Raw genomic sequence first — 26,791 nt, 5'->3', positions numbered from 1 at the left:
TTTTCCATGAAGGCCTTTAAAAATGCAGCGTTGGTTGCGCTGACCATTATGGTTTCCGCTTGCGCCACTGAAAGCCACCGCGCCATCGAACCCCAGAAAGTCGCCTCTTACGGCACCTCCTACAACGGCGAGCGCACCACCATGGTGGTCGGCAATTTCCAGAACCGCTCCAATTATATGCAAGGGCTGTTTTCATCGGATACGGACCGTCTGGGCAGTCAGGCCAAATCTATCCTGAAAACCCATATGCAGCAGACCCAGCGCTTCAATCTGGTGGACCGCGACAACATGCAGGAGCTGCAACAAGAAGCGCAGATCGCAGGCGTTAAACAGAAAATCGCCGGCGCGCGCTACGTTATTTCCGGCAGCGTCACCGAATTCGGCCGCAAAGAAGTGGGCGATAGACAGCTGTTCGGCATCCTGGGCCGCGGTAAGCAACAAATCGCTTATGCGAAAGTCGCCTTGTCTGTGGTTGACGTAGAAACCTCCGCGATCATTTATTCCACCCAGGGCGCTGGCGAATACGAACTGAGCAACCGCGAAATCGTCGGTTTCGGCGGCACCGCAGGCTATGACGCCACATTGAACGGCAAAGTGCTGAACTTCGCTATTACCGAAGTGGTCAACAATCTGGTTCGTGACCTGGACTCAGGCTCATTGAGACTGAAATAACCGCTTACATTCGCTGTCAGGTAATGCTGGAATGAAGAAAACTTTACGCCTTATTGCGCCGGCTCTGGCTCTCGCCTTGTTGGCCGGGTGCGCAAACCAACCGCGCGGCCTCTATTATTGGGGGTCTTATCAGGACGTTTTGCTGGACATGTACACCAAGCCCGGCGAAGCGGACAACAATACGCAGATCGAGAAGCTCACAGTCACCATCGAGCAGGCCAACAACCACGGCCAACAGGTCCCTCCCGGCTTGTACGCGCATCTGGGCATGATCTACGCCAGCGCGGGAGAGCCAGGCATGGCGGTGGAGGCGTTCAACCAGGAGAAAGCGCTCTACCCTGAATCCGCGACATTTATCGACGGAATTCTGGAGAGAGCAAAAAAGGGGGCGGCTAAATGAGATCTTTACGACTTTGGAAGCTTCTTAGCCTGTTATCACTAACTGTGTTGTTGAGCACCGGCTGCGCCACACAGCAGCCCTATGACTACTCAGCGCTGCTGGCCAGCGAGCCACGCTCGATTCTGGTTATTCCACCGCAGAACAACACGGTGGAAGTGAATGCGCCCTACATCTTTCTGTCCACGATTTCTGCGCCGCTGGCGGAAAAAGGCTACTACGTCTTCCCTGTCGCGGTGATAGATCAGTTCCTGAAGGACAATGGTCTGCCAACGCCTGCGGAAATGAACAGCGTGCCCCTGGACAAGTTACGCGAGCATATCGGTCCTGACGCGGTGTTGTACGTCACCATCGACGACTGGGGACAGCAATACCAGATCATCTCCTCCGTCGCGGTGGTGTCTTCGTCCTGGCGCCTGGTTGACGCCCGATCCGGCGAAACCCTGTGGCAAGGCCGCGCCTACGCGCAGCAGTCCTCCGGCGACGGCGGCGGTAACGGCCTGGCGGGCATGCTGGTGGCCGCGGTGGTTGAGCAGGTAGTGAACTCCGTAAGCGACAAGACCCCGGGGCTCTCCGCCAACGCCAACTACAGAACCATCAACTCGACTAACAACGGCCTGTTGCCAGGCCCCTATCTGAAACTGGAGACGCAGGGTCAGTAAGACAGAGAAAGCTCTGCTGCTCTGGCGCTATCTATTGTAGAAGATGCGTCCGTGGACGTTCTGTCGCTATTGGGGCAACTGGAAAAAGTCTGATTTCAGCGCGGGGCGGCTCAGTGCCGCCCCAGTTTTAACCCTATCGCCGTGATGTCTCCCGACTTCACCTCTCTCACCACAAACTGCACCGGACCGAGTTGAACCCGGTCGCCAACCACCGGTTTGCCGTGAAACTGACTGAGGACAAAGTCGGCGACCGTCAGCGCCGGGTCCTTGTCACTGACATCAAAACAATACAGTTGCGCCAGCTCCGTCAGCTTGGCGTTGGGGAGAATGGCGAATTCCCCAAAAAACAGACTGGCCTCCAAATTCCGGGGCTGTTCCGGGGCGAAATAACGACCCAAAGCACTGCCGCCCCCTCCCCCCGCCAGGGCCATCACGTAATCGTCCAGCGCCAGCTTCTGTTCCGCCGGGGCTTTCAACAGGACCCCCTGACGAATGACGCCAACCAGTTGCGCGCCTTCCGTCAGCGGCAATTGTTTCCCTTGTAACCCGAGTGCGCGACAGCTTGCCGACACCTGATATAACAACACCTCTTTCTCCTGGGCGTCGGGAATCTTCAGCGTCAGATGCTCTGGATCCCGCACCGGCGGCGGTAACTCCACGCGCAGCCATCTGGCGACAGGGCTAATGGTCCAGCCTTGTACAATCAGCGAAATCAGCACAACGAAAAACACCAGCTCGAAGTAGATGCGGGTATGTTCCAACCCCGCCAAAGAGGGGAACAACGCCAGGATAATCGGCACCGCGCCGCGCAAGCCGCACCAACTGATGAAAGCCTGCTCGCGCCACGGAAAACGAAAGGGAGCCAGAGACAGCAACACCGCCAAAGGCCTGGCGACAAAGATAAGCACAAATGCGATAGCGATCGCAGGCGCGATAATCGGGGTCATTTTGCTGGGCGTAATCAGCAGCCCCAGCATCAGAAACATGATGATCTGGCTAAGCCAGGCCAGCCCGTCATGAAAGCGATGTATATCTCCGCCGTAGGGCAGTGACTTGGCGCCGATCATCACGCCGACAATATAAATGGCGAGAAAACCGCTGCCGCCCAGCAGGTTGGTCACGCCGAAGATGCTTAGTGCGCCGGTCAGGGCCATTAGCGGATACAGGGAGGCGGATAATTGCAAACGACCGAGCAGTTTCGTCAATAAGCGGCCGCCAGCGCTCCCGGCGGCCAGCCCCAGCCCCATCTGAATCAGCAGTTCGCTCAGTACGGACCAGCCGAAGCCGTCCTCGGGAGCGCTCAAGATCTGCACAAGCGTGATGGTCAGGAATATCGCCATAGGGTCATTGGAGCCAGATTCAAGCTCCAGCGTAGCGCCAGTGCGCTCTTTCAATTCCAGTCCCGCGCTACGCAGCAGACCAAAGACAGCCGCAGCGTCCGTGGAACCCACGATGGCGCCGATCAGCAGGGCCTCCTGCCAGGACAGACTCAAGATCCAGTGCGCGGCCAGCCCGGTCACGCCGGCCGTCACCAGAACGCCCAGAGTGGCCAGCGATAACGCTGGTCGCAGGCTGACCCGGAAGGTGTCGCGACGGGCTCCCAGACCGCCATCAAATATGATGATCGCCAGCGCCAGGTTGCCAACCAGAAACGCCAGGCCGAAGTCATCGAACTTAACGCCTCCCGGGCCGTCTTCGCCCGCCAGCATTCCCAACACCAAAAACACCAGCAAAAGCGGCGCCCCGAGCCGACGGGACAGCACGCTGGTGAAAACGCATAACAACGCCAGCAAAGCGCTGCCAAAAATAAACTGATATGTGGTTTCTATCGTCATCAGCGCTCAATATGTCGTCTTTATCGTCCAATTCCCTGCAAACGGAAGGCTGGGCTTATTAGCTTTAACTTAAAGCCGCGCGCAGCCCCTGTTTTCTCCGGTTGCTAATTCCCATGACTGTACTAAGATACCCAACTCGCGACCGCTGTCTCTGAGTGGACGGTTTCCCCCGCCGTACTGATCAAGCTTGTTTCTGATTAGGAAACACCCGCCTTAATATCGCGATTACCTCAACATTGCACGCTAAGCACAATAAAACGGAGACCCGTAATGGAAATGACTTCCCCAAGAAGGAAATTTGTCTCACGCGATGTTCTAAAACAAGTTAAATCCCATTTAAAACAAGGCCTGATCGGCGCGCCCTTACTGGATGACACCTCCATCGCCGGCTGGTTTATGGGCACGAAAGGCGAGAATCTTGAAGTAGTGAAGAAGTTGCTGAGCGCTGTTGTCGACAAAACTCTGGAAGGACGCAGCAACTTGTTTCCGGAAGATCCCGGATACATCACCGATAAAGTAAAATCTTCCGACGCGTATATTCAGGCGCTGCAAAATGTTGAGCAGCGCAGCGACAGTCTGCTTAGTTTGCTCACGCAATATTCCGTCCCCTTCTCCAGCCTGCGCTATCAAGGACACATGACCTGGGACATCACCTTACCGGCGATTATCGGCTACCTGTCCGGGATGTTGCAGAACCAGAATAATGTCACGCCACAAGCCTCACCGGCAACCACCCTTCTGGAAATCGTCGCCGCCAACGATGTCGCGCAGATGGCCGGCTTCAACGTACGTCCACTGGAAGACGATAGCGAAGGCGGAGCGCCTCGCTCCTGGTCGCACATCACCTGCGACGGCACGGTCTCGAATATTGAAAGCGTGTGGGCGACCCGCGAACTCAAGTACATGCCTTTGGGCATCAAATACTCGCTGGAGGATGGTCAAGCCTATGCGTCAATCCGCGACTCCCTCACCCTGCCCGACGGCCAGCGACTGACTCAGGCGAGCGCCTGGCGACTGCTCAATCTGTCCCAGGACGACACCTTGAATCTGCCTGGAAAAATGGCTTCTCTGCTTAAAGTAGACGAAGCGGACATCTGGAAAACCCTGGGCGGCTCTTATTCCCTCAACGCCCGGGGCATGACCTTCTTCCAGAACAAATATCTGGCGGCGGAAAACATCAAAGCGCCAGCGATCGTTGTACCCTCCACCAAGCACTACTCCTGGGTGAAGTCCGCATCCCTGCTGGGCCTGGGCGGTGGGCAGCAAGGCCTGACCGAAGCGCAAATGACCGACATCAACGTCATCGGCGATGATGCGGTGCTGAACGTTTACGTGGACGCGGAAGGCCGCGTGAAGACGGATCTGCTGCAAAGCGTGCTTAATACCTGCAAGCAGAACAAAAAGCCAATTCTACTTAATGTCGCCGTGGTGGGCTCCACCGAGGAAGGCGCCGTGGACCCGGTTGAAAAACTGTTGGCGATTCGGGAAAACTTCCGTCGGGATGCAGAGCCGTTTGAGTATTCCGTGCATACTGACGGCGCCTGGGGAGGCTATTTCATGGCCTGTATTCGCAAACCCTTTGAGATGGGTTCTGAGCCGCAACAAGGCAAGCTGGCCACAGATCAGTTCGACAACAGCGACACCTGGTTCAGAGCGTCTGTGTACGAAAGCATGGCCCATGTCCATCGTTGCGACAGCGCCACTATCGATCCGCACAAAATGGGCTACATCCCCTATCCGGCGGGCAGTCTGACTTATCGAAATGAAAAAATGATCAATCTGTTGAGCTTCAGCGCGCCCTACATCAGCTCCGAGGGCGACAGCGACAGCATCAACACCCGCAATATTGGCGAGTCAGGCATTGAAGGCTCCAAACCCGGCGCGGCGGCGACAGCGGTTTACCTTAGCCATCAGACCATCCGTCCGGACAAGCGCGGCTATGGTCATATCATTAACCAGAGCATGCTGAACTCGAAGCTGTTCTACCTGTATCTGGCGACCATGGACATCGCTTTCCCGGACGATAAATTCGATCTGGTGCTGGTTACCCCGCTGTCCGAAGATCAGGAAATGCAGCGCAAAGCTATCGCCGAAATGCTTTGGAAGCGTCAGGTCTCCAAGCAGGACCTGCTGCAGCACAAGGAAATCACTGCGTTCCTACGAAAAGTCTCCGGCGATCAGAACATCGTGGACTATGTGTTCGTCGACAAGAACAACCGCTCTCCTGAGCGCACCGTACAACTCAATAACGATCTCTTCGAAAAACTCAGCGTGCCGCCGGGACAGCCGGTATCTCCGGACCAGGTATTCGTGTCCATGACGACCTTCAACCGGGACGATTACGGCAATGATTTTATGAACGCCCTGGGCGAGCGCCTGTTCGAGAATCCCGAGCAAGTGGACGCTATCCCCTGCATCCGCTCTGTGATCCTGGACCCATGGGCGATCTATACCCACGAGCACGATCAAATGGGACTGTATAACTTCTTTACCGATATCTTCCTGCCGAAGTTGAGAAAAGAAGTGAATCTGTTGTGTGGGCAATAAAAGGCTGAAGAAACCGATGTAACGGACCTTTTTTCACGCGGCCGCGCCTTCCCGGCCGCGTGTTTTTCTCCCACCCGTCTTTTATGCGTACCCGTAATTATTCTTGCCCTGGCGCTTTATCTGATACATCGCCGCATCCGCATTGCGCAACAGCGCTTCAGGATCATCGCCGTTCTGGGGATACGAAGCTACGCCAATACTCGCCCCTATGTACACTTCCACTTCGCTGCCGTCGTTTGAAGTCACCGTCACCGGCATAGAGAGCGTCTTGATAATCTGGTGGGCGACTACGCCGGCATGCTCGCGCTGCTGTAGATCCGGGATCAAAACGATAAACTCATCGCCGCCGATTCTGCCTACAGTATCGGAGGCGCGTACGGAGGATTGCAGGCGCAACGCGACTTCCTTCAACAAACAGTCGCCGGCGTCATGGCCGTGCTGGTCATTCACTGCTTTGAAGCCGTCCAGATCGATGAACAGCAGGGCTGCGACAGCCTCATTACGTTTAGCCGCGGCAATCATGCGTTCTAGCCGGTCCTTGCACAAGCGCACAGTAGGAACGCCAGTCAACGCATCGTAATGGGCCAGCTTTTTCAGGTCCGCCTTGGCTTTTTCCGATTCATCCAGCGCGTTCTGCAGCGCGCTGATATCGTATTCTGTCACCAGCATCAGGTATTCGCCGCTGACGGGATGACGGCTGGATCGCATATCCACGGTGTGTTTGCGAACGCCGCGCCGCGTAATCATCAAGTGATCCTGGGAGCTGTCCAGCAGAGCCTTCCCCTGACGCAGCCTCTCTCGTCCTTCTTCCAGGTCATGGAAGCGACTCTCAAACACAGAGACGTTGGGGGGCGCGCCATCTCTTACGGCGTATCCATAGAGTTCTGTGGCGATGGGGTTTTCAAATAATGGCTGTCCGTCCAGAGAGAAACTGGTTACCGCAACCGAAGTATAGTGAATCGCTTCCGTAAACAAGCATTGCTCGGGATTATTCCCTGGCGGCCCACCGTCGGAGATGAAAGCAATAGTGCCGCGATGCCGCTCCGGCCCCAACAAAACCGCTTTATGGCGTATGTGCAGCTGGCGAGGCCTATTGTCCGGATAGGCGGTCCAGGGATCAGTGGAGACGCCTTCCGTCGCCGCCTTCTCGAAGGTCTGTCGCATACGCCGACGGACGCTGGCGGTGTCGCCGGACATGTCCTTGTCGACCACCTGTTGCACAGTGTCCAACCCCCAAAAAGCTACACCCGCCGCATTAGCCCACCAGAAAGCGTGAACATCCAGATCCAGGATGAAAATGACGTCAGGGTGCAGGTCAAACAGCGCAACGTCAGCGTGAGACTCCAATACCGGCAGACGACTGATATCCACGTCTTTATACAAAGGACTCTCCTTCCGGCCGCCAACGACCAGGGCTCAGCTTTATTATTAACATGGCGATGAGATTGCCATGTTAATCAGGCGCACGAATGCGTCTTCGCGGCGGCTAGCCGCGACAGACAAATAGAAAGACGCTATTTGTCTGCCTGATTTATATTGTCGTGGAAGTCCAAACTCCCTGTCTGCTCATCCTTGTGACTGACTATGTATAAGAATTGGCCAGAATCGTCTGAACTTCCAGTGGCGGTCTCCAGATCACTGCTTTTACTGGGGGCGCGCGCGGACCGTCTGTGCTCCTGGAGGAGGAACCTGAAATTTCTTACGGTAGCTGCTTGGCGTCGTCCCTACCCGCTCACTGAACAGGCGACGAAAGGAATTACTGTCTTCGTACCCGACTTCATAGGTAATGCTTTCAATGCTCATGCGAGTGGTTTCTATCAGTCTTTTCGCGGTCTCAATCCTTAAGTTCTGCAAATAGTTGATCGGTGTCTGCCCGGTCGCATCTTTGAAGCGTCGTTTGAAGTTGCGCACGCCGAAGCCGAACTGCTTGGCCAGTTCTTCGATATTGATCGAACTGGCGTAGTGATGATCCAGCCAGTCCTGGACCTTGAGTATCTCTCTGTCTTCATGGTTTTTGTTGAAGGACAGCATCACATAAGGCGTCTGCTCTCTGCGGGTAGTGTCAATAAGCAGTTTTTTGGAGCACTCCGCAGCTATTTCCGGAGCGGCGTAGCGACGAATGATATGGAGCAGTAGATCGATGGCGGCGGAGGCTCCGCCAGAGCAGATAATGCGGTTATCCTCGGTAATGATGTGCTGCCTGCTCACTTTCACTTTGGGATAGCGTTGAGCGAATGCATTGACGTAATACCAATGAGTGGTCGCCGCCATGTCGTCCAATAAGCCCGATTCAGCCAGTAGAAAAGCGCCCGTGCAGATGGTGGCGATAGCCGCCTGCTCTCCAAACCGCGCTCTGAGCCAGGGAGCGAAATCCTTAAAGGTCGGCAGCGTCGACATGAGATTGAACAGGAAACCCGGAATGACAATCAGGTCTGTTCTTGTAATCTGCTCTAACGAAACATTCGGCGTCAGTGTGAGGTCGCCTGAACAAAAGACAGGATGACCATCCAGCGAGGCGGTCTGAATCTCGAAAAGAGGCTCCTCCGCCCGATTCCGATAAGCATGAAACTGATTCGCGCACTTAAGCGTCTCCAGCGTAATCGCGATGCTGGAGGATGAACATTGATTCACCATCAGAACTGTTACATGCATATCATCCTCTTATTTATCAAAGTATTACATTGCTTATTTAATTCTATTTTGAGGTTTTTCGGCCTTAAAAAACGTTTGTCAGTCATTACTCAAACCGCATTATTAGCGCCATTTACGCACTGACGCAACGCCGTCGTTAAGTGTTTGCGCCTCACTTGTTAATCATTTCAAAGATATGGCGAGAGCTACCGCCACTTGCGCTTTTCGCATGAAAAATGTCATTTCTGCATGTATCGCCTAAAACGATCTCCCACTATCGTAGCTTCCTACCGGCAGCCTTTTTATTCCCCGATGGAGTTAGACAATGAATTTGTGGTTTCGTCTGATTAAAGCGCTATTCATGGCGATGCTAAGAAAACCTGCGCAACCGTTCGATACGACCGTAGTTAAGATGCGCGTCTGGCCTAATGACCTGGACCTCAACCTTCATGTCAATAACGGCCGTTACTTCACCATGGCGGATGTTGGGCGCATAGACTACATACTGCGCAGCGGGGTCGGCAAAGTCGCGCTGAAACACCGCGCGCTGCCGATCGTCGCGGAAGCAACCGCCAAATTCCGCAAGGAACTCCGGCTTTTCGAACGTTTCGAAATCCACTCCCGTCTGGTGGGATGGGATGATAAGTGGTCCTATATGGAACACCGCTTTGTCCGCAAAGGCCGTGTGGCGGGCATCGTGTTTATGCGAGGATTCTTCAAAGGGGCTCAGGGCGCCATAAAACCGGAAGACCTGGCCGAATATCTAGGCGTACCGTCCATGTCTCCCCTTTTACCGGAGTGGGTCACCATATGGGCGGAAAGCTGCGACGGCCTGACAGAATCCATCCGCCTGGAAGAATCAATCGCCGCCTCACAGGAACAGCCCGTATACGCATCTCATTCTTAATCGGCGGCAGATGGCCGGTATATAAATCTTTGATTGAGACCATGTAGGTTGGAAAAGCGCAGCGCCTTCCAACGTTCCGGACAATAGAAGGCCCCGGGGCGCCCTGTCATAGAGCATCCGCCCAATACATTAACAACTTCCCATTGTGTTATCGTCCAACGTCGATTGTCGGATGGCGCCTTGCTTATCCGACTTACCTTCTTACAGCCGTTCTTGCACAGCTAGCCAGGCTCAATCGGATACCTTTCGCGCGAAGTTTTATATGATTAAATTCAAATGTAACGTTCAAACAATGATCATTAGCGGAGTCTTGGCGATCTGCTGCGCCAGCTCAAACGCCACGCCTCAATCTTCACGTCAGATGCATGTCATCGAAGCTTCCGCAATCTGTGAAATTTACAATCCTGAATACTGGGATTTTAAAAATATTAACTTTATTGAGTACAACAATGCTTTGAGCGAGAAGCTTAACCAGGCCATATTGACGGACGAGTTGCGTGAAAAGCTCTCGGAAATTGTTGAGTTAAGTTATGACGACTTCAAAAAGCTATACGGTGGCAACATCCACCGCTTCAATAAAACAAAAATCCGGGAAGTGTTGAACGATCCTTCGTGGGATTGTCCGGATATGGATCTGCATCCTTACCTGCAGCTGGATTGAACCAGAGCCCGTTGGAGGTTCAGAACCTAAATATGCGAATGAGTGTCGGTAGGTTGGAAAAGCGCAGCGCCTTCCGACACGCCAAGTCAGCAGATCACGCATTGCTTTCTGTCGCCAGCTATTGGGCGATATCCCGTAGCTTGTAACGTTTTGCCCTAAGCTGATTGTCATGCCCATGTTGGATGGCGCTTTGCTTATCCAACCTACATAGTTTCAGAAGATGGTAGCCAGAGGAGATGGCGCTAAGCGCTTTGAGGCACAGTCACCAATATAGGCTGTCCATTGGTGATCACCATGGTGTGCTCAAACTGTGCGGATAAGTTGCCCGCGACGCCGACCAGAGTCCAGCCGTCGCGGGCTTCCGTTACATGTTTGCTCTTGGTGGACAGGAAAGGTTCGATGGTGATGACCAGCCCTTTGTGCAAACGCCGCTCTTCACGTGGGTCGTAGTAGCCGAGGATCTCTTTGGGCTCTTCATGCAAACTGCGCCCTACGCCATGGCTGCACAGATTTCTGATGATCTTAAAGCCTTTGTCCTTGGCGACTTTCTGGATTTCCTTGCCGATGACATTCAGATTCTCTCCCGCCCGCGCTTTCGCCGCGGCATTGCGCAACGCCAACTTGGTAGCATGTAACAACCGGTCTTTTTGCGGTGTGGATGGCGGTACGATAAAGGTGCCGCCCGTGTCAGCGAAATAACCGTTCTTTTCGCCTGAAACATCAATATTGACGATATCTCCGGGACGAATGACGCGATCGCCCGGAATGCCGTGCGCGGCTTCTTCATTTACGCTGATGCAGGTATAACCGGGAAAGTTATAGGAGACTAACGGAGCCGACTGAGCCTCATATTTTTCAAACAACGCCTTGCCAATGGCATCCAGTTCCCCTGTCGTCATCCCCGGCTCGGTAAGCGTTATCATCTCCTGCAGAATCGTCGCAACAATGCCGCCGATATGTTTCAGGTGTAGTAAATCTTGCTCTGTTTCTATGGTCATTGTTGACTCCCATGGGTCGCGTTGTCCGGTGAATTAAAGCATATCCAGCTCATACGCTTTGATAGTCTCCACCGCCTCTTTCAAATCGCAGGTTTTCGTAAATCGTTTACTATTATCGCCTGTGTGATGATAGGTCACTTCGTACTTATCTGTTGGCGCGCCGTCAATTTCCACTCGCTCTATCATCAAGGTGTTTTCACCAACAAGAATCGGCTCGCTCTTAGACAATAGCAGCCCTCTTGTCGGCCAGGAACTGGAACAGTAACTACTTTTCAGAAGCTCCGCCGACGCTTCTACAAGCGGGCGAATGGTATTACTAATCGCGCCAGGCTCGTCGATATTTTCCGCTGCGCTTTTTAGAAATAGAGATTGGCTACCACCAAAACACCAACGGCAAATGCGGCCGGAAGTCATGATGTTTTCCCTCTTTTTCATGATCAAAACCAATTTCCAGTAGGCTCTCATCCCCCGTCGACACCTCAAATCCGCTCACAGTGTTCGCCTGAGTGGCGGCGTCGGAGAATGCTTCTCTATCGGGGGATGTCACACGCACTCGTGTGATGTCTCTGAAGCCGGTGGCGTGCGTTAGTGGCTGTGCGCGTTCTGAGGCGGCTTGATCTGGCCTGCCGGCAAACCCCAGGTAAAACCACATGGGTTCGCTTAATGGCGATTCGCCGACTTCCACGCGCAGGGTTTCCGGCAGGTATTGGGGTCGATAGTCCCAGCTTTTGAACGGCGCAGGGCTACGTTCCTTGCCCGTCTCAGGTCGAAAGCAAAAGCCAAATGGCGAAACGGCAGCGCCACGTTGGCGCAGCCTTTCCAGCAGCATCGTCGGCCGCGTCAACGCACTGCCAGCTTCTTTCGGGTCGTTTAAATACAACAGCTCGATAAATGCGTTGTGAAAGAAAAAGCGACGATTGGCTGTGCCCTGGCCTGGGTGAGTATTCGCGGAGCCTTCCGTCAAACCAAAGGCGGTCAGCAAATCTCCTTCCGGGGCTTCTTCTGATGCGCAGATAAAAATATGGTCCAATTCCATAGCCTTCCCTTTATTTGGAGAAAATACCCGGGACTACTGAGCAGGTGCGCCCTTATGTGATCTGGAGCGCAGCGTTTTCAAGAGCTTCCTGAACATATGAATGATCACGAAATACGCCAGATATTGAGCCAGTAATCCCGTGGGTATCAGTAACCAGTCAGGGTAGTAATCGCCACCCAGAAGTGAAAGAAGCAACCCTCCTGGCGCAAGCAAGACGACAAGAAAAGCCAGCGACCCGTGCGTCAGCGCATAGCTGAAGTAGCCCGCTAAAAGCGTAACAGGAATACTGATTAGCGCCCACAGGGCGGATTTTCGGACATCCTTCATTCTTCTTCCCTATCAACATGGTAGGATAGCGTTATAAAGCTTTTTAAGGGGTATCGCCAATAAGCGCAGGCCGTCGTTTAACTGTCGCAACCTGTTATCCAAATATGTACCTTTCAGGATCTCCATTGACCCATTATATGCGGCAAGGTAACAAGTCCGACTTCATTTATTGACGCCGTGTTTCAGTTTTATCACCCACAAATGCAGTAACGGAACAAGCGCTGGCGCGCCAATCCAGAGTGGGGGAAACAAGGGGTTTGTAGCCATCAGCACCCAGATGACTGAGACCAGAGCGACCACGCCTCCCATATTGGCGGATACCCACCAGAACTTGTGGGCGGAAACTAAACCGCCGGCGCCATAAACCAAATATCGGGACAGCAAAACAAAGAGGCTGGATATGGCCAGTAAACATATCAGCGTAGTGACAGTAACCAGGATATGAGCCAGATTAAAACTCTCAGCCCGCAATGACGCAAAGACGCCGACAAAAATGGCTGCGCCAGAGGACCATGAGATCAATAACACCGGGACGGCTATCAGAACTGTTTCAATAATCGCCATTGCCCGTGATGCTTTTGTGTCTATGTTGTTACCCCCAGGAGACTTCATATTAAGAGCGCAAAGAGTAACGGCTATATTGCGCGGGATCTACGACCAGGACGGCCTCCCTCTGTCACGCCAGAACAAATAAATCATGAATTAATCCTTTGAAATCTGCTCCGAATAAGCAGCAGCCGGCGCCTCACATGACGATTGATAACGTAAAAGCGCATTAGGCGCTCCCTACTTAGTAACTTTTCCCCTGCGGTCGTTACTCATTAGGATTAAATTCTATTAAACGCGCTCTTGCAATTATCACAATAACTTGATTTCCTTAGCTAATTCTCAATTAACTTTTTTTCATTTCGCTTTGTCGAAAATCGCATTCGCTGTTCGACAAGGTGTAAATCCCCACTCTATTCCAGGCTTCCACTTGCCTGCCGGAGTCCATAGATGACCGCCGGGACACAGGGATTTGACAGGTTAATGATCATATTTTCGCGACAGAGTTTGATATTTGGCGGAAGTGATCCGACGCTTTAACTCACTTTGCAGAGGAAGTGCATATGCTTAAAAAGCTCCTATGGGTGTTCGCTGGCCTTGTCGTCGTGGCGCTCATCGTCGGGGGAATCATCCAAGTCAAGATGCAGCAGTTCGATACGATGGGGGCGGCTGCGGCGCAAATGACCATGCCGCCGACGCCCGTAAACACCTACACCGTCGAACAGTCGCAATGGCGACCGCGCATTTCATTGGTGGGTTCCGTCAAACCTGTACAGGGAACGGTGATCAACACTGAGATCGAAGGAACCGTAAAGGAAATCAAATTCTCCGCCGGCGCGGACGTGAAAGCCGGCGATATTCTGGTCCTGTTCGACGACCAGATCGAGCGGGCGGAGTTACGGGAAGCGGAAGTGGCCGCTGATCGCGCCCAGTTAAGTCTGACCCGCGCCAAAGAACTGACCAAGACGCGCAACATCTCCCAGCTGGAATTCGACAACGCGGAAAACGACGTGAAACAGGCGCAGGCGCGTCTGAACTACAACCGCGCCGTCATCGCCAAAAAGACATTGCGCGCGCCTTTCGACGGCAAGCTGGGCATCCGTCAGATCAGTGTCGGCCAGTTCCTGAACAAAGGCGCCCCAGTGGTGTCCTTGCAGTCCTTGAACCCGGTATATGTGGAGTTTTCGCTGTCGCAACGTCGTCTGGGCGAATTGGCGGAAGGCCTGAAGGTGGAAGTCGTCACCGACGCCTACCCGGAGCAGACATTTATCGGCAAAGTGACCGCATTCAATCCAGACATCGACCCCAACACCCGTAACGTGCGGGTGCAGGCGACGCTGGATAACCCTGAGGGCAAACTGCGACCGGGCATGTTCGTAGCGATAGAAATGATTCAGGCGCAAGTTCGCGACGTGCTGTTTATTCCCTCCACCGCTGTATTACACGGACCTTACGGCTCATCGGTGTACGTCATTGACAACGGCGAGGCCCAGGACGGCGGCGAGGCGCCTTTAGTGCTGCGTCAACAACTGGTGCGCCTGGGAGAAAGTCAGGGAGATTTTGTGATTGTGGTCGAAGGGGTCAAGCCCGGCGACCGTATCGTCTCCACTGGCTCGTTCAAGCTGATGCCCGGCATGCCCGTGGTGATCGACAACAAGCTGGCGCCGGATTTCAAACTTGATCCGCAACCCAAGAACACCTGACAGGGCCGCCGATTATGAAAGCTTTCACTGATATATTCGTGCGGCGTCCGGTGCTGGCCCTAGTGGTCAACATCGTCATTATCATCGCTGGCGTGCAGGCCTGGAACTCACTCAGCGTAAGACAGTATCCGCAGAGCGAGAACGCCTCCGTCACAGTGGCCACGCAATACGTGGGCGCCAGCGCAGATGTGGTGCGGGGCTTTGTCACCACCGCGATTGAACGCGCTATCGCTTCCGCCGACGGCGTGGACTACATTGAGTCCAAAAGCATGCTGGGACTGTCCCTGGTGACCGCCCGCCTGAAACTCAATTACGACCCCACCAAAGCGCTGGCGGACATCACCGCCAAGGTGAACCAGGTGCGCAACGAACTGCCCGCCGGCTCGGAGCTGCCCGCCATCAGCGTGCAATCCGCCGACTCGGAGTTCGCCGCCGCGTACCTGAGCTTCTGGTCCGACTCATTGTCTCAAAGCGAGATCACCGACTATCTGGTGCGGGTTGTGCAGCCGCGACTGGCGGCTCTGTCCGGCGTGCAGCGGGCGGATATTTTCGGCGCCCGCACCTTCGCCATGCGCATATGGCTGAAGCCGGACCACATGGCGGCGCTGAACATCAGCCCCGCGCAAGTGCGCGACGCCCTCGCCGCCAACAACTATCTGGCGCCGGTGGGCAGCACCAAGGGCAGTTTCGTACAGACCTACCTGACCGCCAACACGGACCTGCACACCGTTGAGCAATTCCAGGAGCTGGTGATCCGGCAGGAGAACGACACCATCATCCGTCTCCAAGACATCGCCGATGTGGAATTGGGCGCGGAGGAGTATGACACCGAAGTCAGCTTCAATGCCCAGACCGCCGTGTTCATGGGCATCTTCCCCCTCCCCAGCGCCAACACGATTGAAGTGGTGGAGCGGGTGCGCAAGGACCTGGAAGCCATTACGAAGGACTTGCCCCCCGGCCTGCAGGGCGGCATCGGCTATGACGCGTCGGAATACATCAACAACGCCATTCATGAAGTGGTGGGCACGCTGGCCGACACCCTGTTGATCGTGGTGGTGGTGATCTTCCTGTTCCTGGGCTCTTTCCGTTCCGTGCTGGTGCCGATTGTGGCGATTCCCGTCTCCTTGATCGGCGCAATCTTTTTGATGCAGATGTTCGGGTTCACTTTGAATCTGCTCACTCTGCTGGCGATAGTGCTTTCCGTCGGGCTGGTGGTGGACGACGCCATCGTCGTGGTGGAAAACGTCGAGCGGCATTTGCGGGAAGGCCGCAGTCCGCTTGAGGCCGCCCGCATTGGCGCGCGGGAGTTGATCGGTCCGGTCATCGCCATGACCATCACCCTGGCGGCGGTGTACACCCCTATCGGTTTACAGGGCGGTCTCACCGGCGCCTTGTTCCGGGAATTCGCCCTGACTCTGGCGGGGGCGGTGACTATTTCAGGCATCGTCGCCCTCACACTGTCGCCGATGATGAGCGCGAAACTGCTGCGCAGTGCGGAAAGCGAAGAAAAAGGCTTCACCGGCTGGGTCAATCATCGCTTCGACCGTTTGCGCGACGGCTACGGCAATGTGCTGGAAAAGGTCCTGCGCGCGCGCCCGGCGGTGTATGCCATCTGGGCGGGGCTCAGCCTGATGGTGATCCCCATGTACATGTTTTCGCCTAAAGAACTGGCGCCGTTGGAAGACCAGGGCTTCATGTTCGGCATCATCAATAACGCCGCCAATGCGTCAGCAGACCAGAAAGCGCACTTCGGCCACGCCGCGGAACAGATCTTCCTGAACGCGCCGGAGCGCGATCTGACTTTCCAGATTCTGCTATCGCCGTCCGACCCTTTTGCAGCGGCGCTGGGCGTCGGCGGTTTCAGCGGCATGGTGGTGAAACCCTGGGATCAAAGGGACCGCTCTATCGCTGAGATCGTTATGGATATGCAGAATCAGCTGAACGCGATTCCCGGTCTGCAAGTATTCGCGGCGCAGCCCCCCGCCCTGCCCGGCGGCAGCAACTTCCCGGTGGAGTTTGTGATCGCCTCCACCGCGGAGCCGGAACAGATGCTGCAACTCGCGCAACAACTGCAGATGAAAGCGATGGAAAGCGGCTTGTTCTACTTCCCGCCGGATATCGACCTGAAGTACGACCAGCCGCAGTCTGAAGTGGTGATCGACCATCGCAAAGTGGCGGCGCTGGGACTCAACAACGCGCAAATTGGCGCAGACTTGAGCGCTGCTCTAGGCGGCAATTACGTCAACCGCCTCAATATGGATGGACGCGCCTACAAGGTCATTCCCCAGGTGTCGCGCGTGGAGCGTTTGAATCCGGATCAGCTTAAGGACATCTATGTTTCCGGCCCCGAGGGACAGTTAATGCCCCTCAGCGCTGTGGCTACGATCAGCGACAGCACCGTGCCGCGCTCACTGAACCGCTTTCAACAGCTCAATGCGGTGAAACTGTCCGGTATGACCGCCCAGTTGGACGAAGGCTTGAAGGTGCTGGAAAAAGCCGCGGAAGAAATTCTGCCGCCGGGCTACACCATCAACTACACCGGCGAGTCCCGTCAGTTACGCACGGAAGGAGGCAAGTTCCTGCCCGCGTTGGGGCTGGCGATTCTGATGATTTTCCTGGTGCTGTCGGTGCAGTTCAACTCCTTCCGCGATCCATTTGTGATTCTGTTGGGCTCCGCCCCGCTGGCCATGTTCGGCGCCCTGATCTTCACCACATTGAAGATGCCGGACCCGAATATGCCCTATTGGACCAACGGCTGGACCACCACCATGAACATCTACGCTCAGGTGGGACTGGTGACCCTGGTGGGATTAATCTCCAAGAACGGCATCTTGATCGTGGAATTCGCTAACAAGCTGCAAATGCAGGGTATGGATAAGCTCAACGCCGTGCATCAGGCCGCCATGACCCGCCTGCGCCCGGTGTTGATGACCTCCGTCGCCACAGTGGCGGGCCACTTCCCGCTGACCCTGGTGGAAGGCCCTGGCGCCGCCGCCCGTAACTCCATTGGACTGGTGCTGGTGGGCGGCATGGCTATCGGCACCCTGTTCACGCTGTTTGTGACCCCGGCGTTGTATGTGTTGCTGGCGCGGCAGCATAAGGACGATCCCGTCGGCGACGAAATCGAATCCGGGAGCGTTCAGCCGGCAGCAGGCTAAACAGACCCGCGATTACCTTCTATTATCCGGGCCTGCGCAATGCAGGCCTTTTCTTCTTCGCTCTTTCATTTCTCGTAAACAGCCGGCGGTTGCGATCTTCACGTTATTACGTCAACAACGCTTCCGCGCTAACTGGCGCTGTCATCCTTCGGCTGCTTTTCCTGCGGTACAGCGGATTGCGACTGGAAGTCCTCGTCGATCACCACGCCACAGGCGACGCGCGCGCCGCCGCCTCCAAGGTCGGGTTTGTCGGTGTAGTTGTCGCCGCCTTCATGAATAATCAAGGCGCGCCCGCGCATGTCTTCCACTTTGAGTTTGGGGGCCAGGACCTGTTGATTGGCGTTTCCATCTTCATCGACAAACAGCGCGGGCAAATCCCCTTTGTGTCCGGGACGAAACGGACCGGTATGTCCACCCTCGTTGTCAGGGTCGTAATGCCCACCGGCCGCCGCGCCGGCCGTCATTTCGCCGCTCTTTTCCGCCGCTTCGCAGCTCCCTTTCTCGTGCAGATGAAAGCCATGCATTCCCGGCTCCAGGCCTTCCAGAAGCGGCCGGATTAGTACGCCATGCGGGGTGGGCTCCAGAATGATAGAGCCTATTTTGTCACCCACGCCCTGGTCGCTGATTTTATTAACGGAAACCCGTGTAGCCTCTTGCGCCTGGGCGCTCAAAGCGCCGCTCAGCGCAAGGGTCGTAGCGGCGACGGTAATGGCCAGTTTATGCATCATGTATCCTCCTGTTCGAATGCAACGGAAGAAGCCCGCATTCATCACAGGCTTCATTCACTTCAGGAGATACCAGTCAAAGTCTATGCCAGTGTCTAGGCAAGGCGCAGCGGAGCGGCGATGACGGCCTGCCCCGTCTATTCAAAGGCGACTCATCGATTACTGAGGTTTGTAGCTTGTGCAACCCGGCTGTAACTTTTACGGCCTGCGCAGATCGTCTGGCAGAGTTGAATTGGCAGGTTAATCATCTTTTGATCGCACTATCCCCCTCCCGAGAAAATCGCCCGATGTAAATCCGATTTGCAGAGCTGTCCGGGATCGCCCTGATTATTGCCGACCCGCGTCCAATGGCTCTTGATGCGATCGGTCATAACAGAGGTCGCTCCTGCATTGAAAAAAGCCTCATGCAAGGCTGTCTGCGGCATTCTCGGATTGTTTTGGTGGCTGTATGTCCAGACATTAAGTTCGCCGCTGTACGTCAGCGCGCCTGCGGCCTCTCTGAGAGCAACGCAGACGTTTTGGTATAACGCCCGATTCCCATTCACCAAGGCCTGCGGCGATGGGCTTTGCGCATCCCCCACATCCAGATTCTTGACATAGACGTCACGCAGCAGGTCATCCGCGGTCACCTTGAAAAAGAACATGCCCACGCGAATGGCCTGAACAATATCTTGCCCTCGCGTTGCGTCCACGCTGAACACCCAGACTTCGCGACTGTCTACGATAGCGGCCTCTACGTTTTCGCCGCGTATCCAAGCAAGAAACGGAAATGGAAAGCCGTAAACATGACAGGTCGACCGCCATTCCTTAAACGAGTGCAAACAGGTTCTTACCACAACGTCTTTTTCTTGCGCCTCGTTATCCAAGGCCAGAGAGACGTTGGTTCTACAGTCATAACGGCCCTCTGCAAGGGTCAGCGCTCCCCTAACTTTCATCATGGTCAGGCTCATCGCAGTATTCCAATGCTTCAGAGGAAATACCGCCAACACAATAGATACAGTCATTCTCCAATGCCTGTGAGGCGGCGACGCCAAGCTCAGGCTCCTTCAGAGACGGCTCATGAATAGGTCCTCCTATGCCGATAGGACCTTTGTACTGTTCGCACCTCCAGAGGTCCATCAGCTTCATTTTGCTTTCAGCCAAATACTTGTCGAACAGATCCAGCGCTTCTCTCATGGACGTGGCGGGAACCACGGCAATGCCGACGATGTACTCAGACCCATCGAAATTCATTGGCGAGAAAGGGTCCATGGAAGCTCGGTAGTAGAGCAGCCAGGCGGACACTATTTCCATAAATGCTCCTCAAAACTCATTACTCTGTGCGGCATAGCACTTTCCCTTTATCACGAAATGTTAAAAACTTCATAAATAATAACGTCTATACCCGGTGAGCTATACTTTTCTATAACCGCATAACAACCGCAACCCATGGCGCCAAGGACTCATGCGACGCTCAATGCCGCACTACGCTTTATCTGAAAGAGTGAATCGTTATGAACCATAGGACCTGGAAGATAGGCGGCGTACTCGCCCTTATTGTCACGGTGATATTGAATTCCGGGCCGGTCTTCGCAAAGAAAAAGCCGCTTGTGGTCGCTGGCGACGAAGAAAAGAAAGGAGGCTATCTGGTTGAGATTACCGAGGCCGCCTTCAGTCGAGTTGGTTACGCCACTGACTTTCGCTTTGTTCCCTGGTCAAGGGCGCTCACCAAAAGTATCGACGGCGAATATGATGTGTTACTGGCCGCGTACTACACCCAGGAACGGGCGCAGAAGCTGGCGTACTCCAAACCCATCGGCGTTGCTCAGGTCATGTTGCTGAAGCTTAAAAGCAGCGCCATCGCCTACCACAAAATCGAGGACCTCAAACCCTACCGGATCGGCCATATCAGCAACTCCAAGGTCAGCCCTGAGTTCGATAAGGCGGAAGCGGAATACCTGAACATGGAGTATGCGTTCGACGCCGAAACCAACATCCGTAAACTATTGGCGGGGAGGCTTGATCTGGTAGTGGAAAAGAAGCAAAGGATTGTGCAGCTGGTGAATACCCTGTTCACCTCCGAGGCCCACAAGCTGGCGTTTGTGAACCCGCCTCTACACACCAATTATTTTCACAACTGCGTGTCGAAGATAAATCCCGATTATCAGAAAATCATTCACGACTTCAACCTGGGCCTGGATATGATTCGCAAAGACGGAACCGAAGCGCGAATACTGAAAAAACACGGGGAAGACAAACAAGAGCTATAGCGCATACGCTCTTTTGCTCAGCTGCTAGAAAAACATAAGCGCTCAGGAGAGAACCTTCCCTCAGCCCCCAGGAGCCGCCGCTCCAACCCGGTTCACAACCCGCTATGTTTGACTCCTTGCAATACCCAGGATTGAAGCTATTATTTTTTTGTGTCTGGTTGTACTAAAGTATGAACAGCATCTTCAGGATCCAAAGTAAAATACCCCCTATTGCTTGAAACATTACGTTTTTAAGAAGCAACAAATAACACATAAAAATATAAACAGACGTATGCGCCAATGAATTTCATCTTTACTAGGCAAGGACAACTTGATGGAGAGCTAGCGCATGGACATCAAAGATGTTTGGGAGGTCGAAGTCAGACACCAAAAGTTGGGCAAGTTTAGAATTATAAGGGGGCATGATAAATATCTGGTTAATAAGAAAGTACATATCCAGAAAGAACAATGGAATGACATGTGGAGACAGAGGTTGGCCCTCCAGAGAAAGAAGAGAGAGTTAGAGGGTCGCGCCAATACAGTGAAAGAAAAGAAAGCTGCCGCAGAAATCAAATCCCATGACGCCAAAAGGGAAATAAGCTATCTAAACAACCTCTTACACATTAAACTCTCGGAAAACGGCGCCTCCACCTGGAGCCGGATTTTGGAAAAGGATGAGTTTCCAATCACTGAACCCAGCCTTCCTCAATTGGAAATAGATCCCTCCAGAGCCAGTCAGGACCGACGCGATCTATCAGGTTCCCCGTACCTTTTGGCACGTTATCTTCCCTCGCAAAAAGTATAAGAAAGAGCAGGAATTAGAAAGGTTATATCTCTCTGATAAGAAAGACTGGGCTAAAAACAAAGCTGTCGCACAGGCGCATAATAAAGCTTCTCTGGATTCATTTGCATTAATGAGAGAGGCATGGTGCTGGAGAAAGCTGAAATATGAAAAGATTCAAAGGGAAATAAGCGAGAATATAATACGCGCCAAAGAAGCATATTTCGAAGGCGCGCCCTATGCGATTATCGATTATTGCGATATTAATTTGGGTTCCATACGCTATCCAGAGTATTTCCCACAATGTTGGGAGCTCAGTTACAGTCCAGAGTCAATGACGCTCGTTGTCGATTACTCCCTTCCTTCCATTGAGTCATTGCCCAGCATAAAAGAAGTCACATTTTCTCCTCTCAAAAATACCTTTACGGAAGTTCATCTGTCTCAGGAGGAAACCAGAAACCTGTATAGCAGCCTTATCCGCCAGCTTACCCTCATCACCACCTTTAATCTATTCAGGGCGGATGCAGCCAAGCGGATAAGATCGATTGCATTTAATGGCTGGACCGACTCTTTTAATAAGCTGACCGGACAGGAAATCAAAAAATGCATTTTGACTCTGTTCGCCAGGAAAAATGAGCTTAATGTTAAGCAGCTAGTCAATATTGGCCCTACAGCCTGCTTTGACGCCCTTCACGGCATATGCGGCTATGAGCAAGGGAAACTGGCGACTGTCGCTCCAATCGCCATGAGGCATGATAAAAGACGTTTATTCTCAAGCGCTTACGCCATCAGTGATAGCTCAGACCAGAAAGATCAAAAACCAGTGAAACGCGCGCAGGATCTGGAGTATCTGTACACAAAAGAAAAGTCGCTTTACCTCTAGCGGCTTCTACCTGCAACAGCGTCGCCTCATTACAACTAAGCCAATATCTTCAACGACAGGGTCTGCGCATATCAGGCCCTGTCGTCTTTATACAAAAAAGAAGGACGCTCAAAGTTCAGTTCGTAATCCGTTCGCCTTGGCATTGCTTAACCCGCTGGCGCTCTGGGAGGCCCTTCGACGGGCTCAGGGCGAACGGGGAGGAGTGAGGGTAAGGAGTCGGATGGTATAAAACCTGGTTTCCTGCTCTTGCTGTTGCTGTCTTAAGCCTTCGCCTGGCATTGATTAACCCGCTGGCGCTCTGGGAGGCCCTTCGACGGGCTCAGGGCGAACGGGGAGGATGGGGGTATGGAGTCGGATGGTATAAAACCAGTTTTCCTGCACACGCCGGTGCGGTTTCAATCCTTCTCTCTGGCATTGATTGAATCCGCTGGCGCTCTGGGAGGCCCTTCGACGGGCTCAGGGCGAACGGGGAGGAGTGAGGGTAAGGAGTCGATGGTATAAAACTTGGTTTCCTGCTCTTGCTGTTGCGGTTTTAAGCCTTCGCCCTGGTATTGATTAACCCGCTGGCCGCTCTGGGAGGCCCTTCGACGGGCTCAGGGCGAACGGAAGGGGTGAGGGTAAGAAGTCGATGGTATAAAACCAGGTTTCCTGCTCTTGCTGTTGCGGTTTTAAGCCTTCGCCTAGCATTGATTAACCCGCGGCGCTCTGGGAGGCCCTTCGACGGGCTCAGGGCGAACGGAAGCGGTGAGGGTAAGAAGTCGATGGTATAAAACCTGGTTTCCTGCTCTTGCTGTTGCGGTTTCAAGCCTTCGCCTGGCATTGATTAACCCGCTGGCGCTCTGGGAGGCCCTTCGACAGGCTCAGGGCGAACGGGGAGGATGAGGGCGAGGAGTCGGATGGTATAAAACCGGTTTTCCCTGCTTGTGCTCTAACATGGTCCCCATCGCGATTTCCACGAACGCCTGATGTAAATGAGGAACGGTATTCCCTACTCCGTTCGCCCTGAGCCTGTCGAAGGGCCCACCCGGGCGAATGAAGCTGGGGGAATCCGGCCCCCACCGATTCCCCCAGGCTTATTAACGCTCCTGATAAAAGGCTTGCCCCTTTTACCCCGACCGCCTCACCTTACGACGGGTCCGGTAAAACGGCTCGATTTGACGACGGCTGTTTCGGGGCGATAAGCGTCCGTCACTTCGAAGAACACATCGCTGGACCGTTGCTGGATCTGGTTTGGGCGCATCGACAGGGTGACGGGAACGGTCACTGAGCTTTCGGGGCCGACCGTGATCCGACGCTCTCCCCCCAGGTCCAAACCGTCCAGCCCAGACGCGCTGATCAGAAACGTTTTAGGCTCATTATCTTTATTAAGAATATCCAGTATGTACCCGTTTTCTATACGATTCTCCGAGTTATAACGAAACAGACCACGGTCTTTGGCGACATCCACGGACAACAACGGCCGGGTCGCCATCACCCAGGAAAACAGCCCGATCATCAACAGCAATACCGCCCCGTATCCCACCAGACGGGGCCGTATTATACGCGCCTCGCCCCCTTGCAGCGCTCGGTCGCCGGTATAGCGGACCAGACCCGATTCATAGCCCATTTTCGCCATAATAGCGTCACAAGCGTCGATGCAGGCGGCGCACCCTATGCATTCCATCTGCAACCCATCGCGAATATCAATACCGGTGGGACAGACCTGCACGCACAGGCTGCAGTCGACGCAATCACCCAACCCCTGAGCGCGGTAATTCGCATTTTTCTTGCGCGGCCCGCGGGATTCGCCTCTGGCCGCGTCATAGGTGACCACCAGAGAGTCTTCGTCCAGCATGGAAGACTGGAATCGACCATAGGGACACATGTGGAAGCACACCTGTTCCCGCAACCAGCCGGCGTTCAAATAGGTGGCGACCGTAAAGAAGCCGATCCAGAACAGACTCCAGCCGCCGACCTGCAAGGTGGCCAGATCCGCCGCCAGCGTCCGTATTGGCGTGAAATAGCCGACAAAGGTCACTGCCGTAGCCAGACTGATGACGACCCACAGCCCGTGTTTGAGGATACGTCGAGTCGCTTTGTCCAGGCTTGGGGGCGCTTTATCCAGCTTGATACGCTGGTTACGGTCCCCCTCCGTGACCTTCTCCGCCCACATGAACACCCAGGTCCACATGCTTTGCGGACAGGCGTAGCCGCACCATGCGCGTCCCGCGAAGACAGTCAGAAAGAACAGGCCGAAAGCGCTGATGATGAGAATGCCGGAAAGCAGGATAAAATCCTGCGGCCAAAAGGTGCTGGCGAAGATATGAAATTTTCGCGACGAGATATCCCACAGCACCGCCTGCCGCCCTCCCCAGTTTAGCCAGGCGACCCCAAAGTACAGAGCGAACAGAAGACATCCGCCCAACAGACGCAAGCGCCTGAATCGACCACTGAAACTTCGGGTATGCACTTTGGTTCGGGATTCATACAGATCAACCGTCACCGCATCAATATTGTGAACCGGGATATGCTCGCTCATTCGCCGCCACCGTCCTTTTTACTTCCAAACGTTTGGCGAATTATTCAGGGAAGCGCGACCAACAAACAGTTTCAGAAAAGATTTAAAAAACCATATCAGATGGCGGTTTATCGCTGAAGGGTATGCCTGATCTGTTATTAAAATGAGCGAACAAGGCGGCCTAATATGCCCATTGCCTGTTCGAACTCCGTTCCCCATGGGTGGCCATAGTTGAGGCGAATATAGTGGCGGAACTGACGCGTAGCCGAGAATATCGGTCCCGGTGCGATGCTGACGCCCTGCTCCAGCGCCAGTTTGAACAGCGCCAGCGAATCAACGGCGGGAGGCAGTTGCAGCCACAGAAAATAGCCGCCATCCGGACGCGTCACCCGGGTTGGCGATGGGAAATAGCGATCAATGGCCGCCAGCATCTGATTCTGCTGCACTTCCAAGTTGTGGCGCAGCTTGCGCAGATGGCGATCATAACCGCCATGTTGCAGATAATCCGCAATAGCCGCCTGGGCGGGGATGGAGGCGGAAATTGTGGTCATCAGACGCAATCGCTCCACCTGCTGCGCAAAACGCCCCGCAGCGGTCCAACCGATGCGATAGCCAGGAGCAAGGCTCTTCGAAAACGAGCCGCAATGCATGACCAGCCCCTCTTCATCAAAGGCTTTGGCGGGCTTGGGCGCATGGGCGCTGAAGTACAGCTCGCTGTACACATCGTCTTCAATTAATGGAATCTGGCGTTGACGCAGCAGGCCGACAAGTCGTCGCTTCTTTTCCTCCGACAGGGTGACCCCCACCGGATTCTGAAAATTCGACATCAGCCAGCAGGCTTTGATTGGATGCTTGTTGAGCGCCTGCTCCAACACGTCCAGGTCCATGCCGGTCCCAGTGTCCACAGGAATCTCCACCGCTTTAAGCTGTAGACGCTCCAGAACTTGCAGGCTGGCGTAAAAAGCGGGTGATTCTATCGCCACCAGATCGCCAGGCTGCGTGACCGCCTGCAAACACAGGTTCAGCGCGTCCATCGCCCCGCTGGTGATGACCAGCTCCTCCAGAGGAGCGGACACGCCTTCCATCACATACCGCAACGCAATCTGGCGACGCAGGTCGCGGTTGCCCGGCGGCAGATCCGCAACGACGGAGCGCAGGTCCATCAGACGCGTGGCTTTGGCCATAGAGCGCGCCAGTCTTTGCATGGGGAACAACGTCGGGCTGGGAAACGCCGAGCCCAGCGGCGTAATGGCGGGGTCGCGCACGGAGCCCAGCACCGAAAACACCAGCTCACTGACGTCCACAGAGGTAGAGGTCAGCGTTTGCCGACGTTTCTCCAACGCCGGCGCGGGGTGCTTGGGCTGATTACAAACAAAATAGCCGGAGCGCGGTCGGGAGCGGATCAGCCCGCGATTTTCCAGTAGATAATAGGCTTCAAATACTGTTGAAGCACTGACGCCGTAGGTCTTGCTGGCGTTTCGCACCGACGGAACACGGCTTCCCGCCGGCAGCACGCCAGTGCGGATCAGGTCCGCGATTTCATTCGCCAACTGCTCGTAGCGTTTCATCCTGCTTTGATGCTTTGTTGTCAGATCCC

The 26,791-nt window shown here is 54.4% G+C and carries 24 protein-coding genes; 11 read left to right on the top strand and 13 right to left on the bottom strand.

Going from position 1 to position 26,791, the window contains the following annotated elements:
- The first annotated feature begins 6 nt into the window (after positions 1 to 6).
- From AC2IBB_RS16295 to AC2IBB_RS16285, 3 genes are read left to right on the top strand one after another with little or no spacing between them, the layout of a single operon-like run.
- A complete protein-coding gene (locus AC2IBB_RS16295; RefSeq protein WP_486333888.1) occupies positions 7 to 672 on the top strand; it encodes a CsgG/HfaB family protein in 666 nt (221 codons plus the stop codon).
- Positions 673 to 703: 31 nt separating this feature from the next.
- Positions 704 to 1,072 (top strand): DUF4810 domain-containing protein, encoded by a 369-nt coding sequence (locus tag AC2IBB_RS16290; RefSeq protein WP_486333887.1) that lies wholly within the window; start codon positions 704 to 706, stop codon positions 1,070 to 1,072.
- Positions 1,069 to 1,731: a DUF799 domain-containing protein gene (locus AC2IBB_RS16285; protein ID WP_486333886.1), complete on the top strand. Its 663-nt coding sequence runs from the start codon at positions 1,069 to 1,071 to the stop codon at positions 1,729 to 1,731. Before AC2IBB_RS16290 ends, AC2IBB_RS16285 begins: the two co-directional genes overlap by 4 nt.
- Before the next feature lie 110 nt (positions 1,732 to 1,841).
- On the opposite strand, the gene AC2IBB_RS16280 is transcribed toward AC2IBB_RS16285, so the two are convergent.
- Positions 1,842 to 3,566, bottom strand: a complete 1,725-nt coding sequence (locus AC2IBB_RS16280) for a potassium/proton antiporter (protein WP_486333885.1) — start codon at positions 3,564 to 3,566, stop codon at positions 1,842 to 1,844.
- 270 nt (positions 3,567 to 3,836) lie between these two features.
- On the opposite strand from AC2IBB_RS16280, the gene AC2IBB_RS16275 reads away from it, so the two are divergent.
- The gene (locus AC2IBB_RS16275; protein ID WP_486333884.1) at positions 3,837 to 6,113 is read left to right on the top strand and encodes a pyridoxal-dependent decarboxylase; all 2,277 of its coding nucleotides are present in this window, start codon (positions 3,837 to 3,839) and stop codon (positions 6,111 to 6,113) included.
- Between the two features lie 81 nt (positions 6,114 to 6,194).
- Here AC2IBB_RS16275 and AC2IBB_RS16270 read toward each other — a convergent pair whose 3' ends face one another.
- Positions 6,195 to 7,496 (bottom strand): diguanylate cyclase domain-containing protein, encoded by a 1,302-nt coding sequence (locus AC2IBB_RS16270; RefSeq protein ID WP_486333883.1) that lies wholly within the window; start codon positions 7,494 to 7,496, stop codon positions 6,195 to 6,197.
- A 261-nt stretch (positions 7,497 to 7,757) separates the two neighbouring features.
- Positions 7,758 to 8,765 (bottom strand): GlxA family transcriptional regulator, encoded by a 1,008-nt coding sequence (locus tag AC2IBB_RS16265; protein ID WP_486333882.1) that lies wholly within the window; start codon positions 8,763 to 8,765, stop codon positions 7,758 to 7,760.
- A gap of 304 nt (positions 8,766 to 9,069) precedes the next feature.
- Between AC2IBB_RS16265 and AC2IBB_RS16260 the strand changes: the two genes are divergently transcribed.
- Both AC2IBB_RS16260 and AC2IBB_RS16255 read left to right on the top strand, forming a co-directional pair.
- Positions 9,070 to 9,651 (top strand): thioesterase family protein, encoded by a 582-nt coding sequence (locus tag AC2IBB_RS16260; protein ID WP_486333881.1) that lies wholly within the window; start codon positions 9,070 to 9,072, stop codon positions 9,649 to 9,651.
- A 262-nt stretch (positions 9,652 to 9,913) separates the two neighbouring features.
- Positions 9,914 to 10,312, top strand: coding sequence for a hypothetical protein (locus AC2IBB_RS16255; protein ID WP_486333880.1), 399 nt, complete (start codon positions 9,914 to 9,916; stop codon positions 10,310 to 10,312).
- Between the two features lie 242 nt (positions 10,313 to 10,554).
- Here the strand turns inward: AC2IBB_RS16255 and map are convergent, their stop codons facing one another.
- The 5 genes from map to AC2IBB_RS16230 all read right to left on the bottom strand — a co-directional run bounded on the left by map (position 10,555) and on the right by AC2IBB_RS16230 (position 13,237).
- The gene (gene map / locus AC2IBB_RS16250; RefSeq protein ID WP_486333879.1) at positions 10,555 to 11,310 is read right to left on the bottom strand and encodes a type I methionyl aminopeptidase; all 756 of its coding nucleotides are present in this window, start codon (positions 11,308 to 11,310) and stop codon (positions 10,555 to 10,557) included.
- Positions 11,311 to 11,343: 33 nt separating this feature from the next.
- The gene (locus AC2IBB_RS16245) at positions 11,344 to 11,724 is read right to left on the bottom strand and encodes a hypothetical protein (RefSeq protein ID WP_486333878.1); all 381 of its coding nucleotides are present in this window, start codon (positions 11,722 to 11,724) and stop codon (positions 11,344 to 11,346) included.
- Positions 11,684 to 12,346 (bottom strand): VOC family protein, encoded by a 663-nt coding sequence (locus AC2IBB_RS16240; RefSeq protein ID WP_486333877.1) that lies wholly within the window; start codon positions 12,344 to 12,346, stop codon positions 11,684 to 11,686. The genes AC2IBB_RS16245 and AC2IBB_RS16240 overlap by 41 nt, the downstream gene beginning before the upstream one ends.
- A 33-nt stretch (positions 12,347 to 12,379) precedes the next feature.
- Entirely contained in the window at positions 12,380 to 12,673 is a 294-nt protein-coding gene (locus tag AC2IBB_RS16235; protein WP_486333876.1) for a hypothetical protein, read from the bottom strand.
- A 162-nt stretch (positions 12,674 to 12,835) separates the two neighbouring features.
- Positions 12,836 to 13,237: a hypothetical protein gene (locus AC2IBB_RS16230; RefSeq protein WP_486333875.1), complete on the bottom strand. Its 402-nt coding sequence runs from the start codon at positions 13,235 to 13,237 to the stop codon at positions 12,836 to 12,838.
- A 545-nt stretch (positions 13,238 to 13,782) separates the two neighbouring features.
- Between AC2IBB_RS16230 and AC2IBB_RS16225 the strand changes: the two genes are divergently transcribed.
- A complete protein-coding gene (locus AC2IBB_RS16225; protein WP_486333874.1) occupies positions 13,783 to 14,922 on the top strand; it encodes an efflux RND transporter periplasmic adaptor subunit in 1,140 nt (379 codons plus the stop codon).
- A 14-nt stretch (positions 14,923 to 14,936) separates the two neighbouring features.
- Complete coding sequence (locus AC2IBB_RS16220; RefSeq protein ID WP_486333873.1) at positions 14,937 to 18,080, top strand: efflux RND transporter permease subunit; 3,144 nt, start codon at positions 14,937 to 14,939, stop codon at positions 18,078 to 18,080.
- Positions 18,081 to 18,208: 128 nt separating this feature from the next.
- On the opposite strand, the gene sodC is transcribed toward AC2IBB_RS16220, so the two are convergent.
- From sodC to AC2IBB_RS16205, 3 genes are all read right to left on the bottom strand, one after another.
- Positions 18,209 to 18,808: a superoxide dismutase [Cu-Zn] SodC gene (gene sodC, locus AC2IBB_RS16215; RefSeq protein WP_486333872.1), complete on the bottom strand. Its 600-nt coding sequence runs from the start codon at positions 18,806 to 18,808 to the stop codon at positions 18,209 to 18,211.
- A 257-nt stretch (positions 18,809 to 19,065) separates the two neighbouring features.
- On the bottom strand, positions 19,066 to 19,809 hold the full coding sequence (locus AC2IBB_RS16210) for a hypothetical protein (RefSeq protein WP_486333871.1): 744 nt from the start codon (positions 19,807 to 19,809) through the stop codon (positions 19,066 to 19,068).
- Positions 19,730 to 20,098 (bottom strand): hypothetical protein, encoded by a 369-nt coding sequence (locus tag AC2IBB_RS16205; protein WP_486333870.1) that lies wholly within the window; start codon positions 20,096 to 20,098, stop codon positions 19,730 to 19,732. Before AC2IBB_RS16205 ends, AC2IBB_RS16210 begins: the two co-directional genes overlap by 80 nt.
- Before the next feature lie 200 nt (positions 20,099 to 20,298).
- Between AC2IBB_RS16205 and AC2IBB_RS16200 the strand changes: the two genes are divergently transcribed.
- The 3 genes from AC2IBB_RS16200 (at position 20,299) to AC2IBB_RS16190 (ending at position 22,697) form a co-directional block, all read left to right on the top strand.
- Positions 20,299 to 21,054, top strand: coding sequence for a substrate-binding periplasmic protein (locus AC2IBB_RS16200; protein ID WP_486333869.1), 756 nt, complete (start codon positions 20,299 to 20,301; stop codon positions 21,052 to 21,054).
- A gap of 328 nt (positions 21,055 to 21,382) precedes the next feature.
- Positions 21,383 to 21,838, top strand: a complete 456-nt coding sequence (locus AC2IBB_RS16195; protein WP_486333868.1) for a hypothetical protein — start codon at positions 21,383 to 21,385, stop codon at positions 21,836 to 21,838.
- Between the two features lie 310 nt (positions 21,839 to 22,148).
- The gene (locus tag AC2IBB_RS16190; RefSeq protein WP_486333867.1) at positions 22,149 to 22,697 is read left to right on the top strand and encodes a hypothetical protein; all 549 of its coding nucleotides are present in this window, start codon (positions 22,149 to 22,151) and stop codon (positions 22,695 to 22,697) included.
- A 1,120-nt stretch (positions 22,698 to 23,817) separates the two neighbouring features.
- Here the strand turns inward: AC2IBB_RS16190 and ccoG are convergent.
- A complete protein-coding gene (gene ccoG / locus AC2IBB_RS16185; protein ID WP_486333866.1) occupies positions 23,818 to 25,215 on the bottom strand; it encodes a cytochrome c oxidase accessory protein CcoG in 1,398 nt (465 codons plus the stop codon).
- A 137-nt stretch (positions 25,216 to 25,352) separates the two neighbouring features.
- The gene (locus AC2IBB_RS16180) at positions 25,353 to 26,762 is read right to left on the bottom strand and encodes an aminotransferase-like domain-containing protein (RefSeq protein ID WP_486333968.1); all 1,410 of its coding nucleotides are present in this window, start codon (positions 26,760 to 26,762) and stop codon (positions 25,353 to 25,355) included.
- Between the last annotated feature and the right edge of the window lie 29 nt (positions 26,763 to 26,791).

This window comes from Hahella sp. NS-SX17, assembly GCF_057367735.1.
Note: the sequence above shows the minus strand (reverse complement) of the source record. Positions and strands in the feature narration are given on the sequence as shown.

Bases quoted from the DNA above. Each gene is read 5' to 3' on its own strand.
- AC2IBB_RS16295 (WP_486333888.1), top strand. From the start codon at position 7: ATGAAGGCCTTTAAAAATGCAGCGTTGGTTGCGCTGACCATTATGGTT.
- AC2IBB_RS16290 (WP_486333887.1), top strand. From the start codon at position 704: ATGAAGAAAACTTTACGCCTTATTGCGCCGGCTCTGGCTCTCGCCTTG.
- AC2IBB_RS16285 (WP_486333886.1), top strand. From the start codon at position 1,069: ATGAGATCTTTACGACTTTGGAAGCTTCTTAGCCTGTTATCACTAACT.
- AC2IBB_RS16280 (WP_486333885.1), bottom strand. From the start codon at position 3,566: ATGACGATAGAAACCACATATCAGTTTATTTTTGGCAGCGCTTTGCTG.
- AC2IBB_RS16275 (WP_486333884.1), top strand. From the start codon at position 3,837: ATGGAAATGACTTCCCCAAGAAGGAAATTTGTCTCACGCGATGTTCTA.
- AC2IBB_RS16265 (WP_486333882.1), bottom strand. From the start codon at position 8,765: ATGCATGTAACAGTTCTGATGGTGAATCAATGTTCATCCTCCAGCATC.
- AC2IBB_RS16260 (WP_486333881.1), top strand. From the start codon at position 9,070: ATGAATTTGTGGTTTCGTCTGATTAAAGCGCTATTCATGGCGATGCTA.
- AC2IBB_RS16255 (WP_486333880.1), top strand. From the start codon at position 9,914: ATGATTAAATTCAAATGTAACGTTCAAACAATGATCATTAGCGGAGTC.
- map (WP_486333879.1), bottom strand. From the start codon at position 11,310: ATGACCATAGAAACAGAGCAAGATTTACTACACCTGAAACATATCGGC.
- AC2IBB_RS16245 (WP_486333878.1), bottom strand. From the start codon at position 11,724: ATGACTTCCGGCCGCATTTGCCGTTGGTGTTTTGGTGGTAGCCAATCT.
- AC2IBB_RS16240 (WP_486333877.1), bottom strand. From the start codon at position 12,346: ATGGAATTGGACCATATTTTTATCTGCGCATCAGAAGAAGCCCCGGAA.
- AC2IBB_RS16235 (WP_486333876.1), bottom strand. From the start codon at position 12,673: ATGAAGGATGTCCGAAAATCCGCCCTGTGGGCGCTAATCAGTATTCCT.
- AC2IBB_RS16230 (WP_486333875.1), bottom strand. From the start codon at position 13,237: ATGGCGATTATTGAAACAGTTCTGATAGCCGTCCCGGTGTTATTGATC.
- AC2IBB_RS16225 (WP_486333874.1), top strand. From the start codon at position 13,783: ATGCTTAAAAAGCTCCTATGGGTGTTCGCTGGCCTTGTCGTCGTGGCG.
- AC2IBB_RS16220 (WP_486333873.1), top strand. From the start codon at position 14,937: ATGAAAGCTTTCACTGATATATTCGTGCGGCGTCCGGTGCTGGCCCTA.
- sodC (WP_486333872.1), bottom strand. From the start codon at position 18,808: ATGATGCATAAACTGGCCATTACCGTCGCCGCTACGACCCTTGCGCTG.
- AC2IBB_RS16210 (WP_486333871.1), bottom strand. From the start codon at position 19,809: ATGACTGTATCTATTGTGTTGGCGGTATTTCCTCTGAAGCATTGGAAT.
- AC2IBB_RS16205 (WP_486333870.1), bottom strand. From the start codon at position 20,098: ATGGAAATAGTGTCCGCCTGGCTGCTCTACTACCGAGCTTCCATGGAC.
- AC2IBB_RS16200 (WP_486333869.1), top strand. From the start codon at position 20,299: ATGAACCATAGGACCTGGAAGATAGGCGGCGTACTCGCCCTTATTGTC.
- AC2IBB_RS16195 (WP_486333868.1), top strand. From the start codon at position 21,383: ATGGACATCAAAGATGTTTGGGAGGTCGAAGTCAGACACCAAAAGTTG.
- AC2IBB_RS16190 (WP_486333867.1), top strand. From the start codon at position 22,149: ATGACGCTCGTTGTCGATTACTCCCTTCCTTCCATTGAGTCATTGCCC.
- ccoG (WP_486333866.1), bottom strand. From the start codon at position 25,215: ATGAGCGAGCATATCCCGGTTCACAATATTGATGCGGTGACGGTTGAT.
- AC2IBB_RS16180 (WP_486333968.1), bottom strand. From the start codon at position 26,762: ATGAAACGCTACGAGCAGTTGGCGAATGAAATCGCGGACCTGATCCGC.